The sequence below is a fragment of the Saccharothrix syringae genome (assembly GCF_009498035.1).
Taxonomy (GTDB): Bacteria; Actinomycetota; Actinomycetes; order Mycobacteriales; family Pseudonocardiaceae; genus Actinosynnema; species Actinosynnema syringae.
Window position 1 is genome coordinate 2,587,488 of sequence record NZ_CP034550.1, and the last position, 14,483, is coordinate 2,601,970.

Annotated in this window: 13 protein-coding genes; 7 read left to right on the forward strand and 6 right to left on the reverse strand. The window is 72.1% G+C overall.

The features are described from left to right. Positions 1 to 51 precede the first annotated feature (51 nt). The gene (locus EKG83_RS12175; RefSeq protein WP_170191730.1) at positions 52 to 477 is read right to left on the reverse strand and encodes a nuclear transport factor 2 family protein; all 426 of its coding nucleotides are present in this window, start codon (positions 475 to 477) and stop codon (positions 52 to 54) included. 354 nt (positions 478 to 831) lie between these two features. On the opposite strand from EKG83_RS12175, the gene EKG83_RS12180 reads away from it, so the two are divergent. From EKG83_RS12180 to EKG83_RS12210, 7 genes are all read left to right on the forward strand, one after another. Continuing rightward, a complete protein-coding gene (locus tag EKG83_RS12180) occupies positions 832 to 1,779 on the forward strand; it encodes a hypothetical protein (protein ID WP_033427206.1) in 948 nt (315 codons plus the stop codon). A gap of 187 nt (positions 1,780 to 1,966) precedes the next feature. Continuing rightward, positions 1,967 to 4,129, forward strand: coding sequence for a pectinesterase family protein (locus EKG83_RS47650; protein WP_063741225.1), 2,163 nt, complete (start codon positions 1,967 to 1,969; stop codon positions 4,127 to 4,129). Next, the gene (locus EKG83_RS12190) at positions 4,126 to 5,001 is read left to right on the forward strand and encodes a carbohydrate ABC transporter permease (protein WP_033427207.1); all 876 of its coding nucleotides are present in this window, start codon (positions 4,126 to 4,128) and stop codon (positions 4,999 to 5,001) included. Before EKG83_RS47650 ends, EKG83_RS12190 begins: the two co-directional genes overlap by 4 nt. Then, the gene (locus tag EKG83_RS12195) at positions 4,998 to 5,909 is read left to right on the forward strand and encodes a carbohydrate ABC transporter permease (protein WP_033427208.1); all 912 of its coding nucleotides are present in this window, start codon (positions 4,998 to 5,000) and stop codon (positions 5,907 to 5,909) included. The genes EKG83_RS12190 and EKG83_RS12195 overlap by 4 nt, the downstream gene beginning before the upstream one ends. Positions 5,910 to 5,917: 8 nt before the next feature. Beyond that, the gene (locus EKG83_RS12200) at positions 5,918 to 7,204 is read left to right on the forward strand and encodes an ABC transporter substrate-binding protein (protein ID WP_033427209.1); all 1,287 of its coding nucleotides are present in this window, start codon (positions 5,918 to 5,920) and stop codon (positions 7,202 to 7,204) included. Continuing rightward, complete coding sequence (locus EKG83_RS12205) at positions 7,201 to 8,352, forward strand: enolase C-terminal domain-like protein (protein ID WP_033427210.1); 1,152 nt, start codon at positions 7,201 to 7,203, stop codon at positions 8,350 to 8,352. Before EKG83_RS12200 ends, EKG83_RS12205 begins: the two co-directional genes overlap by 4 nt. A gap of 81 nt (positions 8,353 to 8,433) precedes the next feature. Then, entirely contained in the window at positions 8,434 to 9,378 is a 945-nt protein-coding gene (locus EKG83_RS12210; protein WP_033427211.1) for a pectate lyase family protein, read from the forward strand. 57 nt (positions 9,379 to 9,435) lie between these two features. Here the strand turns inward: EKG83_RS12210 and EKG83_RS12215 are convergent, their stop codons facing one another. The 5 genes from EKG83_RS12215 to EKG83_RS12235 form a co-directional block, all read right to left on the reverse strand. Then, positions 9,436 to 10,617 carry an alpha/beta hydrolase family protein gene (locus tag EKG83_RS12215; RefSeq protein WP_033427212.1) on the reverse strand — a complete coding sequence of 394 codons (1,182 nt, stop codon included), beginning with the start codon at positions 10,615 to 10,617 and terminating at the stop codon, positions 9,436 to 9,438. Between the two features lie 97 nt (positions 10,618 to 10,714). Continuing rightward, entirely contained in the window at positions 10,715 to 11,260 is a 546-nt protein-coding gene (locus tag EKG83_RS12220; protein WP_033427213.1) for a hypothetical protein, read from the reverse strand. Positions 11,261 to 11,330: 70 nt separating this feature from the next. Further along, entirely contained in the window at positions 11,331 to 11,972 is a 642-nt protein-coding gene (locus EKG83_RS12225; RefSeq protein WP_153278036.1) for a hypothetical protein, read from the reverse strand. A gap of 177 nt (positions 11,973 to 12,149) precedes the next feature. Next, entirely contained in the window at positions 12,150 to 13,625 is a 1,476-nt protein-coding gene (locus tag EKG83_RS12230) for a ricin-type beta-trefoil lectin domain protein (protein ID WP_033427215.1), read from the reverse strand. Between the two features lie 165 nt (positions 13,626 to 13,790). Then, positions 13,791 to 14,405, reverse strand: a complete 615-nt coding sequence (locus EKG83_RS12235) for a lamin tail domain-containing protein (RefSeq protein ID WP_033427216.1) — start codon at positions 14,403 to 14,405, stop codon at positions 13,791 to 13,793. Positions 14,406 to 14,483: the final 78 nt, after the last annotated feature.

Sequence of the window (14,483 nt, forward strand, 5' to 3'; positions counted from 1 at the left end):
GGCACCTCTCCTCGGCGGTCCCAGGCGGTCGTCGGCGGTCGCCGGCGATCGTCATCCTGGCACCGATCGGTGCGGCCAATCCGGTGATACCGGCGGAACACCGGTGGTGCCGAGGGCGCGCGCGAACGCCAACGTGTCGGCGTACCACCGGAAGTCGCTGATCAGGTCGTCCCGCACGGACACCGCGAGGGCGAAGTCGAAGGACCGGGATTCGCCGCTCACGTGCACCCGCGCGTGCAGCTGCCCGGTCAGCACGGCGTCCGCCCCGCCGGCGACCAGGCGGCCGGTGGTGATGCCGGTCAGCTCGAACGCGCCGAGGAAGGCCAGGAAGAACGCCTCCACCTCGCGCGGCGTGCGCACCGCCTCGGGCCACGGCGCGCCCGGGACCGGCGCGGTCCACCACCGCACCTGGTCGGCGAACAGCCTGCCCGCGCCCGCGGCGTCGGCGGCGGCCCACCGGGCGACGAGCTTCTCCACCGCCGCCGTGGCGGCGCCTACCACCGCGTCCGGTCCGGGTCGAGGGCGTCGTCGTCGGCGGTCAACGATGTCACGGGCGCCTCCCCGTCACGCGGCGGTCGTCCGAACAGTGTGGGCCGGTGCGCGACACGCGCGCACGGGGCCAAGTGGGGCATCCCCGGGGTCGCGACCACTCGGCGCGAAGTCGGTCCAGGATCGTTCCACGGCTGGTCGCCGGGTGCGCCCGGCGGGTGCGAGCGGGTGGTACCGGTGGACGGGGAGTTGCGGCGCGTGTCCCGAGGGGTACCCCTATGGACATCCCTTCCCGCCCTTCCGGGCACGCCCCGGGGCACGACGCGACTGCGAGGTGCGGCCATGGCTGATCGCGGACAGTACCCGGCGCGGATCGGTGCCGCCGACGTCGCGGAGCTGGAGGAGCGGACCCGGGGGTTGCGCGCGCGGGACTACCGGGGTGGCGGCGGCACGTGCCGGGGTGCCGCGATCGCCGCGGCCGCGGCCGGCGAACGGCTGCTGGGCGCCACCGCGAGCCCGCGGGTGCGGCGCCGGCTGCTGGTGGCGCTGGCCGACCTGCACAACCTGGCCGCGTGGACGTGCTTCGACACCGGCCTGGACGGGCCGGCGGTGCGGCACTGGACGAGGGCCGAGGAGCTGGCGGCGTCGGCGGACTCCCCGGAGCTGGTCGCCAACATCCACTACCGGGTGGGCCGGCTGCACCTGCACCGCGGCGACCCCGTCGCCGCGCTCGGCTGCTTCGGCCAGGGGCTGGTGGCCGCCCGGCGGGCCGGGTCGCCGCACGCCACCGCGATCCTGCGGGCCAACCAGGCGTGGGCGCTGGCCGGGCGGGGCGACCGCGCGGCGGCGCTGCGGCGGCTCGGGCAGGCGCACGAGGCGTTCGCCGCGTGCAGGCCCGCCGACGCGCCCGCGTGGGCGCGGTTCTTCGACGAGACGGACCTGACCGCGATCAACGGCATGGTGCACACCGAGCTGGCCCGCACGGTCGACCCGGTGCACGCCGCGACGGCCATCCCGGCGCTGACCTCCGCGGTGGCCGGCTACCCCGGCGACATGCACCGCAGCCGCACCCTCAGCCTCATCGCGCTCACCGCGAACCACCTGGTGGACAACGACTTCGCCGAGGCCGCGGCGGTGGGGGAGCGCGCGCTGGAGCTGGCCGCCGGGGTCGACTCCGCGCGGGTCGCCGACCGGCTGCGGCCCGTCGGCGAGCTGGCCGGGCGGTACCGCGGCGACGCCAGGGCCCGCGAGCTGGCCGGGCGGATCGCGGCATTCGCGGCCGCCGCCTGAAACAATCCAGGGATTCCTTCCCGCGTCGAATTCGATTCGATTTCGACGATCGGTCGAAATCGCCCGTCGAACGCGCGTCGAACCAACGCACGTCGTTGACGTGCGGCGAACGCGTTCGTAATACTCTGTTCGCACTTCTGGAAAGCGTTCACAAATATGAACGGACTCGCCGGGAAGGCCCCTCGACATGCGGATCGTCAGTTCTGCGCTCGCGCTCGCCTGCGCCCTCGGTGCGTTGGCGGCCGCCCCCGCGCACGCCGGTCAAGACCCGGGCAGGCAGGTGCTCCGGCCCGGTGACGGCTGGGCGTCGAGCGGTACCGGGACCACCGGTGGTTCGGCCGCGGCCACCGAGCACGTGGTGCGCACGGCCGCGGAGCTGCGGGCCGCCCTGGCGGCGCCCGCGCCCCGGCTGATCAGGGTGCGCGGCGTCATCGACGTGCGGCAGGACTGCTCCTCCTACGCGACCGACGGCTACGCGCTGCCCGCCTACCTGGCCGCGTACGACCCGGCCGTGTGGGGGCGCGACACCGAGCCCAGCGGTCCGCTGGAGGACGCCCGCGCCGCCTCCGCGCGCAACCAGCAGGCCGCGATCGGCTTCGCGGTGGGCGGCGACACCACGATCGTCGGCGAGGGCAGGGGTGCCGGCCTCACCGGTGCCAACCTGCGCGTGCACGGCGTGAGCAACGTGATCATCCGCAACCTCACCTTCCGCGACACCCGCGACTGCTTCCCGCAGTGGGACCCCACCGACGGCGCCGAGGGCAACTGGAACTCCGCCTACGACCAGGTCTCGCTCCAGCGCGCCACGAACGTGTGGGTGGACCACAACACCTTCACCGACCAGCCGTACCCGGACAGCACCTCGCCGGTCCACTTCGGACGCCCGTTCCAGCAGCACGACGGCTCCCTGGACATCACCAGCGGCTCCGACCTGGTCACCGCCTCGTACAACCTGTTCGAGGACCACGGCAAGACCATGCTGATCGGCTCGTCCAACACCTCCACCACGGACCCGGGCAAGCTGCGCGTCTCCGTGCACCACAACATCTTCCGCAACACCGAGGAGCGCCTGCCCCGCGTGCGGTTCGGCCAGGTGCACGTCTACAACAACCTCTACGAGCCCGGACCCACGTTCGTCTACGCCTGGGGCGTGGGCGTGCAGTCCGCCCTCTACGTGGAGAACAACTACGTCAAGCTCGCCGGCGGCGGCGCCGTGGAGGACCTCATCCACAACTGGGGCGGCACCGCCATCACCGAGGTCGGCACGCTCGTCGACGGCCGCCCGGTCGACGCGCTCGACGCCTTCAACGCGGCCAACCCGACCGCGCGGCTGTCCGGCGACGCCGGGTGGACGCCGACGCTGAAGCTGGGCCTCGAACCCGCCCAGCGGATCAAGAACCTCAAGGCGGGCGCCCCCCAGCGCGAGCGCTACCACGTCGCCAAGGGCACCGACTTCGACACCGTGCAGGCCGCCGTCGACGCCGCGCCCGCCGGCACCACCATCACCATCGGCAAGGGCGTCTACCGCGAGGTCCTGCGGGTGCCCGCCACCAAGCGCGACCTGACCCTCAAGGGCTCCACCGGCACCGCACGCGACGTCGTCATCGACTACGACAACGCCAGCGGCACCAAGAAGCCCGACGGCACCACGTACGGCACCACCGGTTCGGCCACCGCCACCGTCGAGGCCGACGGCTTCACCGCCCGCGACCTGACCTTCAGCAACTCCTTCGACCGGGCCGCCCACCCCGGGATCACCGCGACCCAGGCCGTCGCGGTCAAGGCCACCGGCGACCGCCAGTACTACGACCGGGTCCGCTTCCTCGGCCACCAGGACACCCTCTACGCCGACACCCGCTCGGCCACCACCCGGGCCCGGCAGTACTACCGGGGCTGCGAGGTCGTCGGCGACGTCGACTTCGTCTTCGGCCGCGCCACCGCCGTGTTCGACCAGACCACCATCCGGGCGCTGCCCCGCGACGGCGAACCCGCCGGGTACGTCACCGCCGCCAGCACCCGCCGCGACAACCCCCACGGCTTCCTCATCGTGAACTCCACCATCACCAGCGACGCACCCGCCGGCTCCTACTACCTCGGCCGCCCGTGGCACCCCGGCGGCGACCCCGACGCCGTCGCCTCGGTCGTCATCCGCGACACCAGGCTGCCCGCCGCGGTCAAGGCCGCGCCGTGGACCGACATGTCCGGCTTCCCGTGGCGCGAGGCCCGGTTCGCCGAGTACCGCAACTCCGGCCCGGGCGCCGGCACCGGCGCCGACCGGCCCGCGCTCACCGACGAGCAGGCCCGGCAGCACACCGTCCGCGCCTACCTGGGCGACTGGATCCCCGCATGAGGACCCGCACGTGGGCGCCCTACGCCCTCATCGCACCGACGCTGGTGCTGATGGCGATCTTCCTGGTCTACCCGATCGGGAGCGTCGTCTACTACAGCCTCCAGCGGTACAACGTGACCCAGCCGTGGAAGAACGGGTTCGCGGGGCTCGACAACTTCACCCGGATGCTGTTCGACGACCCGCTGTTCTGGCAGAGCCTCGCGTTCAGCGCCAAGTGGGTGGTCGTCGAGGTCGGGCTCCAGCTCCTGCTGGGCCTGGTCCTCGCGCTGATCGTCAACGAGACGTTCATCGGCCGCGGCGTGGCGCGGGCGCTGGTGTTCTCGCCGTGGGCGGTGTCCGGGGTGCTCACCACCGGCATCTGGATCCTGCTGCTCAACCCCTCCACGGGCATCTTCCAGGTGCTCTCCGAGTGGGGCGTCGGCTCGCCGGGCACCTCGGTGCTCGGCAACCCCGACACGGTGTTCGACGCCCTCGTGGTGACCGAGCTGTGGCGCGGCGTGCCGTTCTTCGCGATCCTGCTGCTCGCCGACCTCCAGAGCATCCCCAAGGACCTCTACGAGGCGGCGTCCGTCGACGGCGCGAGCCGGTGGCGGCGCTTCACCAGCGTCACCCTGCCGCACCTCAAGGACGCGATCATCCTGTCCACCCTGCTGCGCGCGGTGTGGGAGTTCAACAACGTGGACCTGATCTACACGCTGACCGGCGGCGGACCCGCCAACCAGACCACGACCCTGCCGCTGTACGTGGCGCGGCAGGCCGTCGACTCGCACAACTTCGGGTACGGCTCGGCGCTGACCGTCGCCGGGTTCCTGATCCTGCTGTTCTTCTCGATCGCCTACCTGCGGCTGTCGAAGTTCGGGAGCCGGGCATGACCGAGACGCTGGGCAAGACCGACACCCTGGTGCGCGAGATCGCCGGCACCACGCACGCGCCGCCGCCGACCGGGCGCCGCCGTCGCCGGGCGGTGGCCGAGGAGCCGGGCAAGCCGTGGATGATCCGCGTGCCGCTGGTGCTCTACCTGTTGTTCACCCTCGTCCCGTTCTACTGGATGCTGGTGTTCGCGGTGCGGCCCACCGGTTCGACGCAGCTCGTGCCGTGGCCCGTCTCGTTCGAGCACTTCGACACGGTGTGGAACGACATCGGGTTCGGCGTGTTCTTCTACAACAGCGTGGTCATGGGCCTCGGCGTGCTGGTGTTCGTGACCATCCTGTCGGTGATGGGCGGGTACGCGCTGGCCCGCTTCCGCTTCCGCGGCCAGCGGGTGTTCCTGCTGGCCATGCTGTGCAGCCAGTTCATCCCCGGCGCGATGATGCTGATCCCGCTGTTCGTCATCTTCAAGGGCCTCGGGCTGCTCAACAGCATCACCGGCCTGGTCATCGCGGAGGTGGCGTTCCAGCTCCCGCTGTCGCTGATCCTGATGAGCGGGTTCATCCGCAACATCTCCGTGGAGCTGGAGGAAGCCGCGATGGTCGACGGCTGCTCGCGCCCGCGCGCCTTCTTCGCGGTCGTCCTGCCCCAGCTCAAGCCCGCCCTGGTGGCGGTCGGGTCGTTCGCGTTCATCGGCGCCTGGAACAACTTCCTGTTCGCGCTGATGTTCGCGACCAGGCAGGACAAGTTCACCCTGCCGGTCGGCCTGAGCTACACGCTGGGTGAGTTCAACACCGACTTCGGGGCGCTCGCCGCCGGTGGCGTGGTCGCGGCCGTGCCGGTGGTCCTGGTTTTCGCCGTCGTGCAGCGGTTCCTGGTGCAGGGGCTCAGCGCCGGGGCTGTCAAGGGATAGGGAGCATCATGAGGAGATTGCTGGTCGCCGCGGCCGCCGCCGCGCTGGCGCTGTCCGCCTGCTCGTCCGGGGGAGGTGCGGGCAGCGACGGGAACGTCACCATCACGTTCTGGGACAACAACGGCGGCCCCGCCCGCGAGCCGATCTACAAGGAGCTGATCTCGCGCTTCGAGGCCGCGAACCCGACCATCAAGGTCGAGTACGTCGGCATCCCCAGCGCGTCGGTGCAGCAGAAGTACGACACCGCCATCGCCGGCGGCGAGACGCCCGACGTGGGCGGCGTGACCACCTCCTACCTCGCGCACCTGGTCGGCCAGCAGGCGCTGGCGCCGCTCGACGACCGCATCAACGGCGGCGCGCTCAAGGACAAGCTGCTGCCCTCCCTGGTGGAGACCGTCCGCCAGACCGCGCCCGACGGCAAGCTCTACATCGTCCCGTCGTCGGCCAACATGGACATCATCTGGTACCGCACCGACTGGTTCGAGGCCGCGGGCCTGGAGCCGCCGAAGACCTGGGACGAGTTCACCACCGCCGCCACCAGGCTCACCGACGCGGCCGCGAACAGGTACGGCTACACCATCCGCGGCGGCGCCGGCTCGGTGTTCCAGCTCATCACCGAGGCGTACGCGTACTCCGGCGTGGACAGCTTCTTCAAGGACGGCAAGAGCACGCTGGGCGACAGCGCCAACGCCGAGCTGGTCGACAAGATCGCCAAGCTCTACAAGAAGGCCACCCCCGAGGCCGACGTCAACAACAGCTTCACCCAGATGATCGCGCAGTTCACCGGCGGCTCGGTCGCGATGATGCACCACAACCTCGGCTCCTACAGCGACGTGACCAAGGCGCTCGGCGACAAGGTCGCCGCGATCCCGCTGCCGGTCGGCCCCGGCGGCAAGCGGACCGTCGTGCCCAACCCGACCGACGGGTTCGCGGTGTTCAACAACAGCGAGCACCAGGACGCGGCGTGGAAGTTCGCCGAGTTCCTGACCTCCGCCGAGTCCAACAGCTACTGGAACGAGAAGGTCGGCCAGATCCCGGCCAACACTGACGTGCGCAGCGCGGCGTGGATCGACGAGGCCGCCCACGTGAAGATGGCGCTCGGCGTCCTGGAGGACCCGGCCACGGTCCTCGTGCCCGCCCCGGTCTACCTGCCGCAGTACTCGTCGATCACCAAGGCCGACAACGAGCCGCAGTACCAGAAGGTGCTGCTCGGCGAGCTGTCCGCGCAGGACTTCCTCAACACCATGGCCGAGCAGCTGACCGCGGCGCAGAAGGAGTGGGAGGACCGCAAATGATCGAGCGCGTCGAGGTGTCGGTGTTCACGACCACCGCGTGGACCGCGGTGGACCCGCACGGGCACCGGCACCCGAGCGCCGAGCACGAGGTCCGCGAGGCCGTGCTGGAGATCACCGACTCCGACGGCGTGGTGGGGCGCGTGCAGGCGCACCCGGACCAGTTGCGCCCGGCCGTGCTGGAGTCGATCGTCAAGCCCGTGCTGCTCGGCGCGGACCCGTGGGACCGGGAGCTGCTGTGGCGGAAGATGGCCCGCAAGCAGCGCGGGTCGCACGGCCGGTTCACCGACCGCGCCCTGGGCTACGTGGACACCGCGCTGTGGGACCTGGTGGGCAAGCGCGCCGGGCTGCCGGTGTGGAAGCTCATCGGCGGCGCGCGGTCCCGCGTCCCGGCCTACGCCAGCACGATGTGCGGTGACGAGATCCCCGGCGGGCTGTCCACGCCCGGCGACTACGCGGAGTTCGCCAAGCAGCTCGTCGAGCGCGGCTACCGGGCCATCAAGCTGCACACGTGGATGCCGCCGGTGCCCGGCGCGCCGAGCGTGCGGGCCGACATCGCCGCCTGCGAGGCGGTGCGCGAGGCGGTCGGCCCGTCGGTGGCGCTGATGCTCGACGCCAACCACTGGTACTCGCGCACCGAGGCGCTGGAGCTGGGGCGCGCGCTGGAGGACCTGGACTACTACTGGTTCGAGGAGCCGATGGAGGAGGCGTCGATCAGCTCCTACCGGTGGTTGTCCGAGCAGCTGTCCGTCCCGGTCATCGGCCCCGAGGTGGCGTGGGGCAAGCACCTCAGCCGCGCCGAGTGGGTGACCTCCGGGGCGTGCGACATCCTGCGCGCCGGCCCGACCGACGTGGGCGGCATCTCGCCGACGCTCAAGGCGCTGCACCTGGCCGAGGCGTTCAACATGGACTGCGAGATCCACGGCGACGGCTCGGCGAGCCTGGCCGTGCTCGGCGGCACCGACAACGGCCGCTGGTACGAGCGCGGCCTGCTGCACCCGCACCACGACTTCGACCGCGTGCCGCCCCACCGGCTCGCGATCGCCGACCCGCTCGACGACGAGGGGTTCGTGACCATGCCGGCGGCTCCCGGCCTCGGTGACGAGTTCGACGTCGAGCACATCCGCCAGCACACCGTCGAGAGGTGGTGATCCCGGTGTAATGCCCGTGCCGCCGCCATGCCAACCGCCGCCGGTTCCCTTTTCCATCCACAGTCGTATGGAGGAAACCGCATGTCTCGCACGAAGTCCCGTGCGCTGCTCGCCGTGACCGCGCTCGCCGCGGCCGCGGCCATGGCTCCCACGGCCAACGCCGCCTCGTTCAACCTGGAGGGCTGGGCCACCCAGTGCGGTGGCACCACCGGTGGGGGCAGCGCCTCCCGGGTGACCGTCACCACCGCCTCCCAGTTCGCCTCCGCCGCGCAGTCGTCCTCGGCCTCGGTGATCCTGGTGTCCGGCACCATCAGCCTGTCGAGCATGACCAAGGTCGCGTCCAACAAGACGATCCTCGGCGTCGGCTCCGGCTCCGGGTTCACCGGGCAGGGCCTGAACGTGGCCAACGCGTCGAACGTCATCATCCGGAACCTGAACTTCAGCAACTGGGGTGACGACGCGATCAACGTCCAGTACTCGACGCGGGTCTGGATCGACCACAACAGCCTGCGCAACGGCTACGACGGCGCGATCGACATCAAGCGCGCGTCCGACTGCGTGACCGTGTCCTGGAACAAGATCAGCAGCCACGACAAGACCATGCTGCTGGGCCACAGCGACGACAACGGCGGCGAGGACCGCGGCAAGCTGCGGGTCAGCTACCACCACAACTGGTTCGACGGCACGAACCAGCGGCACCCGCGGGTCCGGTTCGGCAACCCGGTGCACGTCTACAACAACTACTACGGCGGCGTGACCTCCTACGGCGTCGCTTCGACCCAGGAGGCGGGCGTCCTCGTCGAGGGCAACTACTTCGAGAACACCCGGGACCCGTTCCACCGCGGTGAGGGCGACTCGGACCCGGCGAACCTGGTGGCGCGCAACAACCACTTCGTCAGCTCGGGCTCGGGCGACCAGGGCGGCAGCGTCAAGTCCATCCCCTACTCCTACGCGCTGGACTCGGCGAGCGGCGTGAAGTCGATCGTGCAGGGCGGCGCGGGCGTGGGCAGGATCAGCGTTCCGTGACGGTCCCGACGAGGTGAGCAGCGGCCCCCGGGTGCGTCCTCCCGGGGGCCGCCGCCGTCAGCCGGGGAACACCACGTCGGGGTGCGCGGGCGACGGGCCGTCGAACAGCCGCGTCGGCCGGTGGCGCAGGTGCAGGTCGAAGTGGGCACCGAGGTAGGCGCGCTGGGACGCGGTGCTCCGCAGCGGGTCCACGGTCCCGACCGCGCCCGCCCGCGCCTGCGCGGGCACGCCCGCGCGGTGCAGCAGCACCTGGTGGTCGGTGTAGGAGAAGTGCTCGCCGGCGGGCAGGTGCAGTTGGCGGACCCAGCTGCGGTGGTTGCCCAGGAACAGCCGCCACGACGGGTCGGTGGCCGCGCTGTGGTCACCGGCGCTCATCAGCAGGAAAGGCCGGTCCAGCCCCTCGTGCGCGACCCGGCCGAAGTCCAGCGCCGACCGGGAGTAGGTCATGCTGCCGTCCAGGTCGGCGCCCGCGTCGACGCGCCGGTCGGACCGCATCAGCTCGGCGGCGGTGAAGCCGCCGCCGGAGTGGCCGAACGCGCCGACCCGCGACAGGTCCAGCGACCGGCCCAGCAGGTGGGGCAGCTCCCGCCCGGCGGCGTCCGGGTTGCCGCCCCGGGTCAGGACCTCCAGCCGGTCCAGGACGAACTGCGCGTCCCGGACCCGGGTGTCGATCATCGCGCGCAGCACCTCGGCGGTCTGCCGCGGCACCGCGCGCCGCGCCACGCGCCCGTCGGGGAACTCCACCGCCGGCGCCTCGTGCGTGTGGTCGATCGCCACCACCACGTAGCCCTCGGAGGCCAGTTGCTCGGTCAGGGCCGTGCCGAACGCGCGCGACTCGCCGGCGCCGGGCGAGTAGAGCACCACGGGGTGCCTGCCCCCGAGCACGGGCGCGTTCGCGCGGGCGTGGGTGGGGAAGCCGTAGTCGAGCGAGGCGGGGTCGACGCCGAGCCGGGCGGCGTCCACCTCGGCCACCACCGCGGCCGCCCCCGGTGGCAGGAAGGCCGTCCGGGGGTGGTCGGTGCGCGGCGCCGGGTAGCGGAGGGTGACCACCAGCTCCCGGGTGGTGCCGGGCACCCACGGGTCCGGTCGGGTCTCGTCGACCAGGTGCAGGTCGACGCTGCCGACGCGGTGCGGGCCGGTCGGTGCGGGCAGGACCGGGTCGGGGGTCGCCGAGGCGGTGGTGGTCGTGGTCAGCAGGAGGGCGCCGGTGAGGACGCCGAGGGTTTTGATCGGGGGCACGGAGCCGACGCTAGGGGCGCGGTGGTGCCGCTGCCTCGGGGAGGTCACCGGTTTCGGCCCTGGTGCACGACCCCGGGACGGGAGGGTCACGAGGACCTCAACCCCACACCGGCCTGGCCCTCGCGGCCCCGGCGAGGACGTCGGCGCCGCTGATCTCGACCCGCCCCTCGACCAGTCCGAGGTCGTCCCACCTGGCCGCCAGCACGACGGGGCCGGCCGGTGGCAGGGGCGCCAGGTGGGCGGACTCGCGGCGGTGCCCCGGTCCACCGGACGACCTGCCCGGTGTCGCCCGCAACGCCGCGTCCCCCACGGGTGCGCCGTCGTAGCGGTCGAGGGTGGTGAACCGGCGGCCGTCGGCGTAGGAGACCGCCAGCACCGGGCCGGACGGCCCCGGACCGGAGCCGGTGGCCAGCGGGTGCCGGAACAGCGGCGGCACCCGCACCTCCGGGTCGCGCGCGAACACGGCGAGGTCCAGCGTCACGCAGTCGGGCCAGCACCAGGCGGCGACCAGGAAGACCTTGGCGGCGTCGTTGCCCGCCACCAGGAGTCCCGCCGGCAGGACGTGCGGGACGAAGCGGGTGAAGGGCGGCGGCGCCTGCTCGCGGCCCCGCCGCCCGACCTCGTCGAACGAACTCGTCGACATGACCCGATCCTCCCACCCGCGGCACCGCGGCGGGGCGCTCGCCGAGCACCCCGCCGCGGCGCCGCTCAACTCACGGCGTGTAGACGTACGGGATTTCCGCGGTGGTGGACTCCACGACGCAGAACGCCTCCGGCGGGCCGATCAGGGTGCAGCCCTCCCAGGGCGGGCCGGTGTAGATCCAACCGTCGGGCAGCAACGCCGTCACATTGGTGCGCGACTTGTACGTGCCGTAGCACTTCTGCACGAGGCTGAAACACCCGGCACGGCCGTCGGACCACATGCTGTTGCAGCCGGTGCAGGCATTCGTGTCGTCTTCCCACTGCACCACGTCGTCGATCAGGAGTTGGGCCTGCGCGGTCAGCTCCTGCATTTCCTGGCCGGGCGCGGTGGTGGTGCAGACGATGTCCCCGTAGTAGAGCGTCACCGTCTCGACCAGGTACCACTCCTCGTAGTACGCGGTGGTGCTGAACTGGGCTTTCATCTCACAGCCGCCCATGGGCGGGTCGGTGAGCGCGCCCACCCCGCCGTTCGTCGGAGCGGTCCGCGCCACCGACCCGACGGGCAGGACGACCTCGGACTTGTACTCCTTCACCTGGCGCGCGGGGACGTCGTCCGGGGCCGGGGCGGCGCCCGCGGTCGCGGTCGAGGTCACGAGCGCCAGGGCGGACGCCCCGAGCAGGCCGAACAACTTCCCGATTCGTCTTCCGGGCATGGTCGAAAGACCCCCAAACAAGGATTCGGAACTTGTTCGCGGCAGATCAGCCGCACGCACAAGGTGCCCGGTCCGTTCGGGGCGGCATACCGCCGTTCGAGTAACGGCATTTTCGACGCAATTCGGCCGCGGTAGTCGGTGGACCACCGCGGCCGAATTCGACTAACGTCGGGAGATTTATCCGCGGCGCCACTTCTGGTTGGCGCCGCCCGTGCACTCCCACTGCTGGAGCGGCGTGCCGCTGCCGCCCCACGACGTGACGTCCACGCACTTGTTCGCCTGGGGGTTGACCAGGTCGCCCGCCGCGCTCAGCACGAACTGCTGGGCCGGGTTGCCCGAGCAGGTGGCGAGCTGGATGGCGGCGCCGTTGTCGCGCGAGCCCCAGGCCACGTCCATGCACTTGCCGAAGGCGCGGACGGTGCCGTCGCCGGGGAACGTCCAGTTCTGCGCGTTGGTGCCGTTGCAGTCCCAGACCTGGAGGCGCTGGCCGTCGACGCCGTTGCTGTTGGGCACGTCGACGCACTTGTCCTGGTAGCCGATGATCCGGCTGGTGCCGCCGCCGCCCGTGGTGGTCAGCTGGAGGCCGTAGGCGCTCAGGATCTCGTTGACCGGCTGGAACAGCGACGTGCCGCCGCCGGCGCAGGTGCCCGCGGCGCCGGAGGCGACGCCCTGCGCCTGGTTGCCCGACAGGTACGCGCCACCGGAGTCGCCGGGTTCCGCGCACGCCGTGGTGGAGGTCAGGCCGTGGACGAGGCGGCCGGAGTAGTTGACCGTCACGTTCTTGGCCTGGACGGTGCCGCAGCGCCAGCCCGTGGTGCGGCCCGACCGGCACACCGACGCGCCGACGCCCGCCTCCTGCGACCCGGCCACCGCGGCGCTGCCGCCCGAGTAGTTGTTCACGTACGGGGTGGGCGCCCAGTTGCTGTTGGTGCGGACCCAGGCGTAGTCGTTGTCCGGGAACGAGGAACCGGCGAAGGTGCCCTGGCCGACGTTGTTGTAGCCGAGCGTCGGGCTGCCCGTGCCGCCGCAGTGGCCGGCCGTGACGAAGCCGCCGTTGTTGACGGGGAAGCCGACCGAGCACAGCGTGTTGCCGTTGATGACGTACTGGTCGCCACCGCGCAGGTCGTAGACCGGGCGTGGCGCGTTGGCCGACACGACCGGCTTGACCTCGACGCCGGCCCGGGACGCGAAGGCCCGCGCGGCCGCGTCCGTGCGCGCGTCGACCACCACCGCGTTGGACGCCGGGTCGACGTACCAGGAGTGGACGTCCGCCCCGGCGGGCGCGCGGTCCAGCTTCGCCTTGGCCTCGACCAGGGACTTCTCGGTCCGGGGTACGGGCACGGGGGTGGCGCCGGCGGCCCGGACCGCGGCGGCGTCGGCCGGGTCCACGACGCCGACCTTCAGGCCGCCGTCGTACCAGGCGCCGCCGAACCGGTCGCCCAGGCGCGCCCTCAGCGCCTTCTCGACCGGCGCGGCCGCCGCCTCGGCCGCCTGGTGCACGGCGGCGTCCGCGGGGCTCCACCCCAGGTCGCGCGCCAGGGCGGCGTGCAGGGGGTCCGCCGGGGACGAGGTTGGTAGTGCGGCCTGGGCGGTGGGCACGACGACGAACGCGGCGGCCACCACCGCCGCGCAGCACTGCGCGATGAGTCTCACGACAGCTCCTTGTGCAGGGAGGAGAGGTTGTGAGAGCGCTCTCGTGAGGAAGCTTCGCAGTTGGTCCAGACCTCGTCAACAGGGTCGGTGAGAGCGCTCTCCAAGACGGTTGACCGGTACGGGCGCCGTCGGGACGCGCGCCGTCACCTCGACCGGCGCGCCGGGTCAGTTCGGCGTGCCGGGGGTGGGGTCGCGCAGGCTGAAGTCGGTCCGGTTCCGGTCGGTGTCGGTGCTCACCGCGTCACGACCGGAGGAGAAGAGCGCGGGTCCCCCGGGAGGCGGGCTCGCCGGCGTGCCCTCGCGCCCCGCCGGGGGAACCGCGAACGAGAAGCCCACCGCGTCGACCTTCACGCCGGCCTCGGTGTAGACCGCCACACCACCGAGGTCCGGGATGTCGACTTGCGGGGAGAGGGACAGCACCTGCACCTCGGGAGGGACCGTGCCGCTGAAGGCCGAACCGGTGAGCACCAGCACGTCGCCCTGCCGCCCGTAGGGCTCCAGGGCCGCGGTCCCCACCGGGAAGGAGAAGCCCCAGTACATCCCGTTCGCGAGGTAGAGCCTGATCTCGAAGCGGTCGAGTTCGACCGGCCGCGGGCTGACGTTGCGGATCTCGACGAACTCGTCGGTGCTGCCGAAGGGGCCGCGGGTCATCACCTCGTTGACCACCAGCGACGACGAGGCCGGCAGGCCGACGGCAGCGGCCTCGCCCGCCCGGGCGAGGCCGGTGGTCGCGGTCGTGACCGCGGCGAGGGCGACGACGCCGGTCAGGGTTGCGCGCATGGCACTCCTCTCCCCGGAGGACGAGCATCGCGCACCCCGTGAGCGGCGGGAAGGGGCCAAAACCGGCCGGCGCCGCCC

Bases quoted from the DNA above. Each gene is read 5' to 3' on its own strand.
- EKG83_RS12180 (WP_033427206.1), top strand. From the start codon at position 832: ATGGCTGATCGCGGACAGTACCCGGCGCGGATCGGTGCCGCCGACGTC.
- EKG83_RS47650 (WP_063741225.1), top strand. From the start codon at position 1,967: ATGCGGATCGTCAGTTCTGCGCTCGCGCTCGCCTGCGCCCTCGGTGCG.
- EKG83_RS12190 (WP_033427207.1), top strand. From the start codon at position 4,126: ATGAGGACCCGCACGTGGGCGCCCTACGCCCTCATCGCACCGACGCTG.
- EKG83_RS12195 (WP_033427208.1), top strand. From the start codon at position 4,998: ATGACCGAGACGCTGGGCAAGACCGACACCCTGGTGCGCGAGATCGCC.
- EKG83_RS12200 (WP_033427209.1), top strand. From the start codon at position 5,918: ATGAGGAGATTGCTGGTCGCCGCGGCCGCCGCCGCGCTGGCGCTGTCC.
- EKG83_RS12205 (WP_033427210.1), top strand. From the start codon at position 7,201: ATGATCGAGCGCGTCGAGGTGTCGGTGTTCACGACCACCGCGTGGACC.
- EKG83_RS12210 (WP_033427211.1), top strand. From the start codon at position 8,434: ATGTCTCGCACGAAGTCCCGTGCGCTGCTCGCCGTGACCGCGCTCGCC.
- EKG83_RS12220 (WP_033427213.1), bottom strand. From the start codon at position 11,260: ATGTCGACGAGTTCGTTCGACGAGGTCGGGCGGCGGGGCCGCGAGCAG.
- EKG83_RS12225 (WP_153278036.1), bottom strand. From the start codon at position 11,972: ATGCCCGGAAGACGAATCGGGAAGTTGTTCGGCCTGCTCGGGGCGTCC.
- EKG83_RS12235 (WP_033427216.1), bottom strand. From the start codon at position 14,405: ATGCGCGCAACCCTGACCGGCGTCGTCGCCCTCGCCGCGGTCACGACC.